This window comes from Streptomyces marinisediminis (assembly GCF_026262575.1).
Lineage (GTDB): Bacteria > Actinomycetota > Actinomycetes > Streptomycetales > Streptomycetaceae > Streptomyces > Streptomyces marinisediminis.
Genome location: NZ_JAPKFL010000035.1, coordinates 1 through 12,811, shown reverse-complemented (window position 1 = coordinate 12,811; position 12,811 = coordinate 1). Strand labels below are relative to the sequence as shown.

General features: G+C 74.7%; 10 protein-coding genes and 1 pseudogene. 5 read left to right on the top strand and 6 right to left on the bottom strand.

Annotated features, from left to right (window positions below; all coding sequences use genetic code 11):
• Window positions 1-40 precede the first annotated feature (40 nt).
• Window positions 41-1,582: a GMC family oxidoreductase gene (locus OSB71_RS21945; RefSeq protein ID WP_265950521.1), complete on the top strand. Its 1,542-nt coding sequence runs from the start codon at window positions 41-43 to the stop codon at window positions 1,580-1,582.
• 125 nt (window positions 1,583-1,707) lie between these two features.
• Here OSB71_RS21945 and rocD read toward each other — a convergent pair whose 3' ends face one another.
• Window positions 1,708-2,928, bottom strand: a complete 1,221-nt coding sequence (gene rocD, locus OSB71_RS21940) for an ornithine--oxo-acid transaminase (RefSeq protein WP_265950520.1) — start codon at window positions 2,926-2,928, stop codon at window positions 1,708-1,710.
• 357 nt (window positions 2,929-3,285) lie between these two features.
• On the opposite strand from rocD, the gene trpS reads away from it, so the two are divergent.
• The 4 genes from trpS to OSB71_RS21920 all read left to right on the top strand — a co-directional run bounded on the left by trpS (window position 3,286) and on the right by OSB71_RS21920 (window position 7,758).
• Entirely contained in the window at window positions 3,286-4,299 is a 1,014-nt protein-coding gene (gene trpS / locus OSB71_RS21935) for a tryptophan--tRNA ligase (RefSeq protein ID WP_265950519.1), read from the top strand.
• 58 nt (window positions 4,300-4,357) lie between these two features.
• The gene (locus tag OSB71_RS21930; RefSeq protein WP_265950518.1) at window positions 4,358-4,948 is read left to right on the top strand and encodes a 2'-5' RNA ligase family protein; all 591 of its coding nucleotides are present in this window, start codon (window positions 4,358-4,360) and stop codon (window positions 4,946-4,948) included.
• Window positions 4,949-5,376: 428 nt separating this feature from the next.
• Window positions 5,377-6,363, top strand: coding sequence for a YihY/virulence factor BrkB family protein (locus OSB71_RS21925; protein WP_265950517.1), 987 nt, complete (start codon window positions 5,377-5,379; stop codon window positions 6,361-6,363).
• A gap of 258 nt (window positions 6,364-6,621) precedes the next feature.
• Window positions 6,622-7,758: a phospholipase D-like domain-containing protein gene (locus OSB71_RS21920; RefSeq protein ID WP_265950547.1), complete on the top strand. Its 1,137-nt coding sequence runs from the start codon at window positions 6,622-6,624 to the stop codon at window positions 7,756-7,758.
• Window positions 7,759-7,854: 96 nt separating this feature from the next.
• Here OSB71_RS21920 and OSB71_RS21915 read toward each other — a convergent pair whose 3' ends face one another.
• The 5 genes and pseudogenes from OSB71_RS21915 to OSB71_RS21895 all read right to left on the bottom strand — a co-directional run bounded on the left by OSB71_RS21915 (window position 7,855) and on the right by OSB71_RS21895 (window position 12,378).
• A complete protein-coding gene (locus OSB71_RS21915; RefSeq protein WP_265950516.1) occupies window positions 7,855-8,526 on the bottom strand; it encodes a TerD family protein in 672 nt (223 codons plus the stop codon).
• A gap of 118 nt (window positions 8,527-8,644) precedes the next feature.
• Window positions 8,645-9,934, bottom strand: coding sequence for a D-alanyl-D-alanine carboxypeptidase family protein (locus OSB71_RS21910; RefSeq protein WP_265950515.1), 1,290 nt, complete (start codon window positions 9,932-9,934; stop codon window positions 8,645-8,647).
• A gap of 247 nt (window positions 9,935-10,181) precedes the next feature.
• A complete protein-coding gene (locus OSB71_RS21905) occupies window positions 10,182-11,459 on the bottom strand; it encodes a metallophosphoesterase (RefSeq protein WP_265950546.1) in 1,278 nt (425 codons plus the stop codon).
• 129 nt (window positions 11,460-11,588) lie between these two features.
• A pseudogene (locus OSB71_RS21900) lies at window positions 11,589-11,819 on the bottom strand (SCO4848 family membrane protein); the annotation flags it as partial.
• A 355-nt stretch (window positions 11,820-12,174) separates the two neighbouring features.
• Window positions 12,175-12,378, bottom strand: a complete 204-nt coding sequence (locus OSB71_RS21895) for a DUF397 domain-containing protein (protein WP_265950513.1) — start codon at window positions 12,376-12,378, stop codon at window positions 12,175-12,177.
• Window positions 12,379-12,811 lie beyond the last annotated feature (433 nt).

The window sequence follows — 12,811 nt, the reverse complement described above, 5'->3', positions numbered from 1 at the left end:
CGTGTCCGGCGCGCTCGTCGCAAGGAGCCAGCACCCCCTCATGTCAGCGCACGCGCCCCGTGAGTACGACTACGTGATCGTCGGCGGCGGAACGGCCGGTTCCGTCATCGCCTCCCGGATCTCCGAGGACCCCGGCGTCACCGTCGCCGTCATCGAGGGCGGCCCCTCCGACGTCGACCGCCCCGAGGTGCTCACGCTGCGCCGCTGGCTCGGCCTGCTGGGCGGGGAGCTGGACTACGACTACCCCACCACCGAGCAGCCGCGCGGCAACAGCCACATCCGGCACAGCCGCGCCCGGGTCCTGGGCGGCTGCTCCTCGCACAACACGCTGATCTCCTTCAAGCCGCTGCCCGCCGACTGGGACGAGTGGGAGCGGGCCGGGGCCGCGGGCTGGAACGCGGCGGTGATGGAGCCCTACTTCGGCCGCCTGCGCAACAACATCGTCCCGGTGCACGAGAAGGACCGGAACGCCATCGCCCGCGACTGGGTGGAGGCCGCCGTCACGGCCACCGGCGTGCCGCGCGTCGAGGGCTTCAACCGGGCGCCGTTCACCGAGGGCGCCGGCTTCTTCGACCTCGCCTACCACCCGGAGGACAACAAGCGCTCCTCCGCCTCCGTCGCCTACCTGCACCCGCACCTGGCGGCCGGTGACCGGCCCAACCTCGAACTGCTGCTGGAGACCTGGGCGTTCCGCCTGGAGCTGGACGGCGACACCGCGCGCGGCGTGCACGTGCGGGCCGCGGACGGCACCGAGTCGCTGTTGACGGCCCGGCGCGAGGTCGTCGTCTGCGCGGGCGCCGTGGACACCCCCCGGCTGCTGCTGCACTCCGGCATCGGCCCGGCCGCCGACCTCGCGGCGCTGGGCATCGGCGTCACGCACGACCTGCCCGGCGTGGGGGAGAACCTGCTGGACCACCCCGAGTCGGTGATCGTCTGGGAGACCGACGGGCCGATCCCGGACAACTCCGCGATGGACTCCGACGCCGGCCTGTTCGTGCGCCGCGACCCGGAGTCCGCCACGCCGGACCTGATGTTCCACTTCTACCAGATCCCGTTCACCGACAACCCCGAGCGCATCGGCTACCGACGGCCCCCGCACGGCGTGTCGATGACGCCGAACATCCCCAAGCCGCGCAGCCGCGGCCGCCTCTACCTCACCAGCGCCGACCCCGAGGTCAAGCCGGCGCTGGACTTCGGCTACTTCACCGACGAGGACGACTACGACGGGCGCACCCTGGTCGACGGCATCAAGCTCGCCCGCGAGATCGCCAGGACGGAGCCCTTCGCCGGGTGGCTGCGCCGCGAGGTGTGCCCGGGGCCCGAGGTGACCGACGACGAGGAGCTGAGCGCCTACGCCCGGCACGTCGCCCACACCGTCTACCACCCCGCGGGCACCTGCCGCATGGGCGCCGCCGACGACCCGCTCGCCGTCGTCGACCCCGCGCTGCGCGTGCGCGGCCTGCGCCGCCTGCGCGTCGCGGACGCCTCCGTGTTCCCGACCATGCCCGCCGTCAACCCCATGATCGGCGTCCTCATGCTCGGCGAACGCGCGGCCGACCTGCTGGCCGACGCCGCGCGGTAGTCGGCCGCGCTGTTGTCCGCCGCGCGGTGGCCGCACGCGGCCGGGCGCCCGGGGGAGGCCGTGCGGGCACGGGGAGCGCGGCGGGCGGGCCGCCGCGGGTCCCCGTCGCCCGGGGCGCGCCGGGGTCAGCGGGTCAGGACGTCGCGGAGTCGGGCGAGGGCCCAGTCGAGGTCGTCCTTGGAGATCACCAGGGGCGGGGCGATGCGGATCGTGGAGCCGTGGGTGTCCTTGACCAGCACGCCCTCGGCCATCAGCCGCTCGGAGAGCTCGCGGCCGGTGCCGAACGCCGGGTCGACGTCCACCCCGGCCCACAGGCCCCGGCCGCGCACCGCGCCGATCCGCCCGTCGGCGACCAGCGGCGCGAGTTCCCGGTGCAGGTGCTCGCCCAGCTCCGTCGCCCGCTGCTGGAACTCCCCGGTGCGCAGCATGGCCAGCACCTCCAGCGCCACCGCGCAGCCCAGCGGGTTCCCGCCGAACGTCGAGCCGTGCTCGCCGGGCCGGAACACCCCCAGCACCTCGCGGGAGGAGACGACGGCGGAGACCGGCACGATGCCGCCGCCCAGCGCCTTGCCCAGCACGTACACGTCCGGCACGACACCCTCGTGCTCGCAGGCGAACGTGCGCCCGGTGCGCCCCAGGCCCGACTGGATCTCGTCGGCCACGAACAGCACGTTCCGCGCCCGGGTCAGCTCCCGCACGCCCCGGAGGTAGTCGGGCGGCGGCACCAGCACGCCCGCCTCGCCCTGGATGGGCTCCAGCAGGACGGCGACGGTGTGCTCGTCGACCGCCGCCTCCAGCGCCGCCAGGTCCCCGTAGGGGACGATCTCGAAGCCCGGCGTGTACGGGCCGAAGTCGGCGCGGGCCTCGGGGTCGCTGGAGAAGCTGACGATGGTCGTCGTCCGGCCGTGGAAGTTGTCCGCCGCGACGACGATCCTGGCCTGCCCGTCCGGCACGCCCTTGACCCGGTAGCCCCACTTGCGCGCCGTCTTGACCGCCGTCTCGATGGCCTCGGCGCCGGTGTTCATCGGCAGCACCGCCTCCATGCCGCACACCTCGGCGAGCTGGGCGCAGAAGTCGGCGAAGCGGTCGTGGTGGAAGGCGCGGGAGGTGAGGGTGAGGCGGTCGAGCTGGGCCCGGGCGGCGGCGAGCAGCCGGGGGTTGCCGTGGCCGAAGTTCAGCGCCGAGTACCCGGCGAGCAGGTCCAGGTAGCGGCGGCCCTCGACATCGGTCACCCACGCGCCCTCGCCGGAGCTGACGACGACGGGCAGCGGGTGGTAGTTGTGCGCGCTGTGCGCGTCGGCGGTGGCGATCAGGTCGGCGGTGGGGGAGGGGGAAGGCTGGGACATCACACGCTCCGTTTCGTCGAGTCAACGCTCACAGGCTTGTGACAAGCGGTGCCCCCTTTGTACCGCCGCGCGGGCCGCTCGCGCGGAGGATTCACCGATTCGCCCCGTTCCGACGCGAGGACTTCCGCCCCCGGCCGCCCGCGCGCCGCATCCGTGCGCCGCCGCGCCGCCGCGCCGCGCGCCGGTGCCGGGCCGCCGTCACCGGAGCCCGCCCCGCCGCCGCCGGGCCGGTCAGGGGTCCGCCGCGGGTCCGCCGCCGGGCCGTCTTCGAGCTGCCGCCGATCCGTCCCCGGGCCCGTGGGGCGGGGGCACGCGGGTGGGACCACGCGAGCCGCGGGCTCTGCGAGAATGGCGGACATGGCTAACGATCGCCCCCGTGTGCTCTCCGGTATCCAGCCCACCGCCGGGTCCTTCCACCTCGGCAACTACCTGGGCGCGGTCCGCCAGTGGGTGGAACTCCAGGAGAGCCACGACGCCTTCTACATGGTCGTCGACCTGCACGCCATCACGATCTCGCAGGACCCGGTGCAGCTCCGCGCCGCCACGCGCCTGGCCGCCGCCCAGTTGCTGGCCGCCGGCCTCGACCCGGAGCGCTGCACCCTGTTCGTCCAGAGCCACGTGCCCGAGCACGCGCAGCTCGGCTGGGTGATGAACTGCCTGACGGGGTTCGGCGAGGCGTCGCGCATGACCCAGTTCAAGGACAAGTCGGCCAAGCAGGGCGCCGAGGGCACCACCGTCGGCCTGTTCACCTACCCGGTGCTCCAGGTCGCCGACATCCTGCTCTACCACGCGAACCAGGTCCCCGTCGGGGAGGACCAGCGCCAGCACATCGAACTCACCCGGGACCTGGCCGAGCGCTTCAACGGCCGCTACGGGCAGACGTTCACCGTGCCCGAGCCGTACATCCTCAAGGAGACGGCGAAGATCTACGACCTCCAGGACCCGACCGTCAAGATGAGCAAGTCGGCGTCCTCGGCCAAGGGGCTGATCTCGCTGCTGGACGAGCCGAAGGCGACGGCCAAGAAGATCCGCAGCGCGGTGACGGACACCGGCACCGAGATCCGCTACGACCCGGTGAACAAGCCGGGCGTCAGCAACCTGCTCAGCATCCACGCCACGCTCACCGGCACGCCCGTCGCGGAGCTGGAGCGGCGCTACGAGGGCAAGGGCTACGGCGCGCTGAAGGTGGAGCTCGCCGACGTCGTGACCGACTGGGTCACGCCGTTCCGCGAGCGGACGCAGGAGTACCTGGGCGACCCGGAGACGTTGGACTCACTGCTGGCCAAGGGCGCGGAGAAGGCCCGCACCGTCGCCGCCGAGACGCTGGCCCGCGCCTATGACAAGGTGGGCTTCCTGCCCGCCAAGCACTGACGGCCCCGGACGGCGGACGCGGGCCGGCGGGCCGGCACAGGGACAGGAGGGAGAGGACGTGGGCACCGTCACGGTCGGCGTGTCGATCGCCGTCCCGGAGCCGTACGGCAGCATGCTCCAGCAGTGCCGCGCGGGCTTCGGGGACACCGCGGCCCACAGCATCCCCACCCACGTCACCCTGCTCCCCCCGACCGAGGTGACGGCGGCCGACCGCCCGGCGATCGAGGAGCACCTCGCGGCCGTGGCCGCCGCGGGGCAGCCCTTCCCCATGCGGCTGTCCGGCACCGACACCTTCCGCCCGCTCTCGCCCGTGGTGTTCGTGCGCGTGGCGGAGGGCGCGGCGTCCTGCCACGGCCTCCAGGAGCGGGTCCGCGCGCCGGAGGGGCCGCTCGCCCGGGAGCTGAACTTCCCCTACCACCCGCACGTCACCATCGCCCACGGCATCGACGAGGAGGCGATGAACCGCGCCCAGCGCGAGCTCGCCGACTTCGAGGCGGCCTGGCTGATCACCGGCTTCGCGCTGTACGAGCAGGGCACGACGGACGGGGTGTGGCGGCTGGCGCGGGAGTTCCGGTTCACCGGGAGACCACCGTTGCCGTCGGTACCCCAGCAGACGGGCATGTCGCGCCCGGCGGCCCCAGCGTCCTGACCGCTGGGGCCGCCGCCTTGTGGGCCCCCTCCCACCCCGCCCGCCGGGCCGCGTCGCGCCGCGTCGCGCCGCACCGGGCCCTCGTGGGGCGCCGTCGCCGTCCCGTGTCGGCGTACCGCCCGCCGTCCGGCGTCGGGGCCCGTGCCGTTGCGTCGAGCGTCGGGGTGCTGAGCCGTGCTGTGGCGCTGTGGCGCGCCGGGTCTCCCGGGGCGTCACGCCGAGGCGTCTGGTCCCGCGTGCCGCGCTGCGGTGGTCCCCGTGCCGTGCTGCCGTGCCGGGGTGCCCGCGCGCCGGCACGGTTCGGTCCCGCCGCGCCTCCGGGCGGTCCTCGCCGCCGCGCCGGAGGGCCCGTGCCGGGGCGTGTGCGCGGCCGCGGTGAGCCGTTCGGGGGACCCTTGCGGCGCTGGTCGGCGGGTAGGAGCGGCGGCATGGACTGGCTGACCCGGTTGCCGTACCTCGGCCCGCTCGTCGTGCGGCTGCTGCGCACGCACCTGTGGCGGGCCTACGAGCGGTTGGAGGCGCGGCACTGGACGCGGCTGTCCGCCGCGATCACCTTCATGAGCTTCCTCGCGTTCTTCCCGATGCTCGCGCTCGGTGCGTCCGTCGGTGCCGCGTACCTCACCGAAGCGCAGGTCGACACCGCGCAGGACTGGCTCGCGGGCCAGCTTCCGGGCATCGCCGGCCAGGTGGGCGTCCGGTCCTTCGTCGACAACGCCGGCACCGTCGGCGTGATCGCCGGTGCGCTGCTGCTGTTCACCGGGCTGAGGTGGGTCGAGGCGCTGCGCGAGTGCCTGCGCGAGCTGTGGCTGCTGCCGGTGGACGAGGACAACCCGGTCGTCACCAAGCTGAAGGACCTGGCGATGCTGGCCGGGCTGGGCGCCGTGGTCGTCGTCTCGCTCGCCGGGTCGGCCTTCGCCGTGGGCGCCGTGGACTGGACGGCCGACCTCCTGGGCGTGCCGCGCGGCGGCCCCGGGGGCTGGCTGTTGCAGGCGGTGCCCGTGCTGGCGGCGGTGGGCGTCGACTTCCTGCTGCTGGGCTACCTGCTCACCCGGGTGCCCGGCGTGCGTCCGCCCCGGCGGGCCCTGGTGCACGCCGGGCTCATCGGCGCCGTCGGGTTCGAACTGCTGAAACTGCTGCTCGGCAGCTACCTCAAGGGCGTCGCGGCCAAGAGCGTGTACGGCGCGTTCGGCGTGCCCATCGCCCTGCTGCTCTGGATGAACCTGATGGCCAAGCTGCTGCTGTTCTGCGCGGCCTGGACGGCCACCGCGCGCGGGGAAGGGGACGAGCACGGGGCGGAGGCCGACGAGGCGCCGGAGGAGGCCGGGGAGGAGGCCGCGAGCCCGGAGCGGCAGGCGGCCCGGGCGCGGGAGCGGGCCGACGCGCACCCGGGTGAGACGGCGCGGCCAACGGGGTAGACGACGGCGTGGCGCGAGAACGCGGTGGGCCGTGTGAACCGCACGCCAGTTCGGTGTACGGTCGTCGGTCGGGCGCGTGCGGCAGGCGCCGGAGACGAAGGAGGGCGCGTGAGCGAGACGGCGAGCGGCGCGGTGCCGGAGCCCCGGACCCCGCGCGAGACCGCGACGACGACCTCCCAGGCGCCCCAGTCGGCCCGCACGGCCCCCGGGACCCCGGCCCCCACGGCCGCCCCGTCGCAGACCTCGCCCAAGCACCGCCTGCGCCGTCGCCTGGAGTGTCTGATCGGCACCCCGGCCACCGAGGGCAACGCGCTCGTGCGGCTGCGCAACGGCGACCAGATCTTCCCGGCCATGCTCGACCGCGTCCGCGCCGCCCAGCACACCGTCGACATGATGACGTTCGTCTACTGGCGCGGTGACATCGCCCGGGAGTTCGCCGAGGCGCTGTGCGAGCGCGCCCGGTCGGGGGTGCGGGTGCGGGTGCTGCTGGACGGCTTCGGCAGCCGCCTGATCGAGCAGCACCTGCTGGACGAGATGGACGACGCCGGGGTGCGGGTGGCCTGGTTCCGCCGGCCGCTGTGGCTCTCCCCGTTCAAGCAGAACCACCGCTGCCACCGCAAGGTGCTCGTGGTGGACGAGCAGGTGGCCTTCACCGGGGGCGTGGGGATAGCCGAGGAGTGGTGCGGGGACGCGCGCGACGAGCGGGAGTGGCGCGACACCCACGTGGAGGTGCGCGGACCGGCCGTGGACGGGATCGCCGCCGCCTTCGCGCAGAACTGGGCGGAGTGCCGCCCCGACCTCTTCGACGACCGCGACCGCTTCGTCCGGCAGGAGCCGCACGGCGACGCCGTCGTCCAGGTGGTGCGCGGCTCGGCCAGCATCGGCTGGCAGGACATGCAGACCCTGCTGCGCATCGTCATCCAGACGGCGGAGCGGCGGCTGCGCCTGGCCACGGCCTACTTCGCCCCCGACCCCTACTTCGTCGAGCTGCTGTGCGCGGCGGCGCGGCGCGGGGTCGCGGTGGAGATCCTGCTGCCCGGCGAGCACACCGACAAGCGGGTGTGCCAGCTCGCCGGCCAGCAGCACTACCACGAGCTGCTGGCGTGCGGGGTGCGGATCTACCAGTACCAGCCGACGATGATGCACGCCAAGGTGCTCACCGTGGACGGCATCGCCTCGCTCGTCGGCTCCACCAACGTCAACCGCCGCTCGCTGGACCACGACGAGGAGGTCATGCTCGCCGTCCTGGACGAAGAGTTCACCGAGCGGCTGGACGCCGACTTCGACGAGGACCTGACCCGCTCCGTCGCCATCTCCCCGCGCCGGTGGCGCTCCCGGCCGGGGCTGCAGCGCCTGGCCGAGCTCCTCGTCGCCCCCATCCGCCGGTTCCTGTAGCCCGCCGCCCCCGGGGACGACCCACGCGGGCCGCCCCCGCCCGGGCGCCGGGCCCGCCGGGGTGGCGGCCCCGGCGCCCGGGCGACGGGCCCGGTGCTACTTGCGGCCCGGCGTCCAGTCCAGGCCCCACTGGTAGGCCTCGTCGAGCGCCCGCTGCGCGCCGCCGCGCACGTGCCGGACCTCGCGCTGCACGGAGATGCCCTGGCCGGTGTTCTCGATCAGCGCGATCGCGCAGATGCGCGCCTGCTGGTCGGACTCGTCGAGCCGCACCTCGATGGGGGGCTGGCCGGGGTTGGTGAGCGTCACCACGGCGTCCGCCTGCTCCCAGTTGGGCACGCCCTCGTAGATCAGCGCGAACACCAGGACGCGGCGCAGGGAGTCGGCGCGGTCCAGGTCGATGCGGAGGTTCTCCCCGGCGACGGCGGCGCCGGAGCGGTCGTCCCCGTCCAGCGACAGCACCGTCGCGCCCGAGGCGTCCCGGGCGGTGAAGGCGTTGCCCAGGGCCTGGACGACGCCCTTGGAGCCGTCGGTGAACTCCCACAGGCAGCCCAGGTCCAGATCGATGCCGCTCTGCGGTTGCAGCGCCGACTGGATCTTGGCCAGGAAGCCGCGCTTGCCGGAGCCGCCGCCCGGCGCGCCCTCGGGGCGGGCGTTCCAGTTCAGGTTCACCGTGAGCAGGCCACCGGAGCCGGACTTGTCCAGGGACACCCGGGGGGATTCCTTGGTCAGCCTCACCTTGTCACCGGGTGTGGTGCCGCCATCGGTCACGTCGACCTCCTTTGCCGTGCGTACGCCATGACGGTAACGGCTGGCCGCGCCGGAAAGTGCCGCCGTGACCGAACCGGCACCCGGTGCCGCGTCACCGCCGGGCCCGGCGAGTGCCGCGTCACCGCCGGCTCGGCCACCGGCGGTGGGCCAGCCACGTCGCGGCGCCGAGCAGCAGGGCCGTGCCGGCGGCCAGGCCGACCGCCGTGCGCAGGCCCGAGTCGCCGCCCTCGGCCGACGGGACGCCGCCGACGGCGACGTCCTCGGCCGTGGGCCCGCCCGCCTGACCGGCCGTGGCGGTGTCCCGGGCCTGCCCCACGGGCTGCACGGCGCCCTCGGGCGGCACCAGCTCGCCGACCGGCTCGACGTGCTCGGCGGCCGCGAAACCCCAGTCCAGCAGCGCCGCGGCCTCCTCGTACACCCCGTTGGCCCGCTTCTTCTCGTCCGGGTGCATGACCGTCACCAGCAGCGCGCGGTCGTCCCGCTCGGCGATGCCGGTGAAGGTGTTGCCCGCCTCGGTGGTGGAGCCGTTCTTGATCCCGGCCAGCCCCTCGTACGGCTCCAGCCCGTGGGAGCCGACCAGCAGCCGGTTGGTGGACTGGATCTCGTAGAACTCGCGCTCGCGCTCCGCGTCCTCCCCGGACCCGCCGTCCCCCTCGCCGCCGTCCCCGTCCGCGTAGCCGCCGGGGAACTTGGCCCGCGCGGTGGCCGCGTACGCGCGGAAGTCGGGCTTCTGCATCCCGGAGCGGGCGATCAGGGTGAGGTCGTAGGCCGAGGAGGTCTGCCCCTGGGCGTCGTAGCCGTCCGGGCTCACCACGTGGGTGTCGGCGGCGCCCAGCTCCTCGGCGCGCTCGTTCATCTCGCGCACCGTCTTGTCCAGACCGCCGTTCATGGCGGCCAGCGCGTGCACCGCGTCGTTGCCCGAGGCGAGGAAGACGCCGTTCCACAGCTCGTGGACGGAGTAGTCGTGGTTCTCCTTCACCCCGACGGCGCTGCTGCCCGGGCCCATCGGCTCCAGGTCCTTCGGCAGCACGGTGTAGGTCGCCTCGCCGTCGAACTTCGGCAGCAGGGTGTCGGCGAAGAGCATCTTGAGGGTGGACGCGGGCGGCAGCTCCCAGTGGGCGTTGTGCGCGGCCAGCACGTCACCGGTCTCGGCGTCGGCCACGATCCACGAGCGGGCCGTCACGTCCCCGGGCACCTTCGGCGCGCCCGGCCGGGGCTCCACCTGCGTGCCCGGCAGCCCGAGCCGCTTCCCGCCCACGGTCGACATCGACGCGGGCGGCTTCGGCTCCGCGCGCCCCCCGTCCTTCTCGTCGGCGGGTGCGGGAGCGGCGGAACCGAGCACGAGGGCGGGCAGCAGCACCGACGCGGCGACGGCCGAACGGCCGAATGTACGAAGAAGGGTGACCACCCTCGCAACGTACCGCCTCCCCCGGACGGTGGGGAGCCCGGGGGAGGGCATCGGAACCGCCCGCGACGGCCGCGCGGAGCAGGCGTCCCAGCCGGGGAACCGGCGACCGCCGTCCCGCCGTTCGGGTGGCGCCGGGGCGGCCGCCCCGCCCGGCGCGGTCCCGGCGTCCCGCCGTGCGCGCCCCGCCGCGCCCCGCCGTACGGACCCCGCCGTAGGCGCCCCGGTGCGCGCGTCCGGTGCGGAGCGGTCAGGCCGAGCGGGACGCCAGTTCCACGACCGTGATGTCGGGCTCGGCCCCCACCCGGACCGGCGGCCCCCAGGCGCCCGCGCCGCGCGTGACGTACAACTGGGTGTCCTCGTAGCGCTCCAGCCCGGCGAGCGTCGGGTTGGCCAGGCCCGCGAGGTAGTTGCCGGGCCAGAGCTGGCCGCCGTGGGTGTGCCCGGAGAGCTGGAGGTCCACGCCGTGGGCCACGGAGTCGTGGATCAGCACCGGCTGGTGGGCGAGCAGCACCGAGGCGCGGGCGGGGTCGCGGTCGCCGAGCGCGGCGTCGTAGTCGGGGCCGTCGCCGTACTCCTCGCCCGCGACGTCGTTGACGCCGGCGAGGTCGAAGCCGGGCAGCTCGACGCGCTCGTTCTCCAGCGGGCGCAGCCCCAGCTCGCGCACGTGCTCGACCCACTCCCGGTGTCCGGAGAAGTACTCGTGGTTCCCGGTGACGAAGTAGGCGCCGTCGCGCGAGCTGAGCCGGGCGAGCGGTTCGGCGTGCGTGCCGAGGTCGTCCACGGAGCCGTCCACCAGGTCACCGACGACGGCCACCGCGTCGACGCCCGCCCGGTTGATGATGTCCACGATGCGCTGGCTGTGGTCGCGCCCCAGGATGGGCCCGAGGTGGATGTCGCTGACGACGGCGATGCGGTAGCCGTGCGCGCTGCGCGGCAGCTTGGCCAGGGGCACGGTCACCCGCTTCAGCCGCGGCCCGATGCCCAGGACGCTGTAGGTCCCGTAGCCCACGGTGCCCGCCGCGACCACACCGGCCGTGACGGCGGCGGCCCGGGCCACGAACAGGCGGCGCGAGGGCGCCTCCGGCGGGCCGGGCACGGCCGCGGGCGGCCCCGGCTCGCCGGTGCCCGGCCCGTCCGCCCCCTCCGGCACGGTGACCAGCTCGGGCGCGGGCTCCGGCACGGCCGCCGGCTCGGCCGCGCGAGCCCGCGCGGCGCGCCGCTCCAGCAGCCGCCGGGCCAGCGGGCGCAACGGCTCCAGCGCGACGAGGGCCAGCAGCAGGTAGAGCAGCACCGCGAACCACAGGAAGCCCGGCCAGGCGAAGACGCGCTGGACGTTGAAGGGCGCGTCGGACCGGCCGATCACCTGCCCCACGACGGCCGTCAGCGGCAGCAGCACGGCCAGCGCCGTGCCCACCCGCCGGTACACGCCGCGCGGCGCCGACACGTCGCGCACCAGCCGCCGCCACAGGTAGTAGTGCGCGCCGCCCAGCACGCCCACGATCACGACCACGAACACGAGGACCACCACTGCCGCTTCCCGCCCCTACTTCCCGTCGGATTCTTGCCGGCTCCCACGCCCGCCGCCCGTGCCGCCCGGCCCGGGCGCGGTGCCCGGCTCGGGCGCGGTGCCCCGCTCCGCCGGGGCGCCGCCCGCGCGCAGGGCCCGCAGCCCGCGCAGCCCGATGACGCCGATCGCCGTGCCCAGCGCGAAGGAGACCACGGCCAGCGTGAGGTGCACCCAGAAGTAGCCCGTGGGGTCGCCCGCGTCGTCGAAGGCCAGGCCGCTCGCGTCCTGCCGGAGATTGCGCACGAAGGTGATCCACACGAACCACGACCACACCCCGAACGCGAGCAGGAACCAGGAGACGGGGCGGGAGAGCTTCATGGCCCAAGTATGCGGGCGGCCCCGGGCCCGGCTCGCGACCGCCCCCGCGGCGTCGTGGGCGTCGGCGCCCCGGGGGCGCGGGTACGCCCGCCCCGTCCTCGCGCCAGGCCCCCTCCCGAGCACCTCCCGCGACCGCTCGGCTTCCGGCACGGCGGAGCGGCACGAACCGGCCCCGGCCCCGCACCTGGTCCACGCCGGGGTCTCACCGCGCCGCGGTGGTGTGGTGGTCCGGGTCCGTCGGCGTGGTGGAGGCTCTCGGTGATTCCGTGCGTGTGGGGGCACGGCGAAGCCCCAGCGACCGTGGCGGTCGGCTGGGGCTGGCGCGCTGCGCGGTCGCGGGTGGGGCGGGTGTGGGTCAGAGGGCGCCGGAGGCGACTCCCGTCACGAAGGCCTGCCAGGCTGCGGCGCTGTGGACGATGGCGGGCTTTGCCGTGTCTTTGCTGTCGCGGACGGGCATGACGCCGACGAAGCCGTCGGCAACCTCGACGCAGTTCGCGTCCCCGCCGTTGCTGTAGCTGGACTTGCGCCAGGTGGCGGCGGACAGCTCGGCCTTGCTCATGGTGTCCACTCCTTGTGCAGTTCGCTGATGAAGTCCGCCGAAGCGGCAGGGCTGAGCGCGTCGTCTCGCATGCGATCGTAGCGACGCGCACCACCGCGGTCTTCCCAAGAGCGTCGATCAGCTCTCCAGAGTTGTGGCCTTGGAGGTAGGCAACGCATCCCCGTTTGCGTCCCACAGGATGGACAGCGATCCCCGCCCATAAGGGCGTGGACTCCCGAAGCGTAGGGGAGGACCTGCAACACGGTGGTGCGGTGGAGCCGGGACCGTGGGAGTGGAGGAGATTTTCGGTGTTCCCGTGTGTGCGGGGACGCCGCGAAGCCCCAGCGAGCGTGGTGGCCGCCAGCTGGGGCTGGGACTGGTGCGCTGTGCGGCTGGGGCTGTTGCGCTGTGCGGGTGGGCCTGGTGTGGGTCAGTTGCGGGTGGGCTGGTGTGG

Bases quoted from the DNA above. Each gene is read 5' to 3' on its own strand.
- trpS (WP_265950519.1), top strand. From the start codon at position 3,286: ATGGCTAACGATCGCCCCCGTGTGCTCTCCGGTATCCAGCCCACCGCC.
- OSB71_RS21925 (WP_265950517.1), top strand. From the start codon at position 5,377: ATGGACTGGCTGACCCGGTTGCCGTACCTCGGCCCGCTCGTCGTGCGG.
- OSB71_RS21895 (WP_265950513.1), bottom strand. From the start codon at position 12,378: ATGAGCAAGGCCGAGCTGTCCGCCGCCACCTGGCGCAAGTCCAGCTAC.
- rocD (WP_265950520.1), bottom strand. From the start codon at position 2,928: ATGTCCCAGCCTTCCCCCTCCCCCACCGCCGACCTGATCGCCACCGCC.
- OSB71_RS21945 (WP_265950521.1), top strand. From the start codon at position 41: ATGTCAGCGCACGCGCCCCGTGAGTACGACTACGTGATCGTCGGCGGC.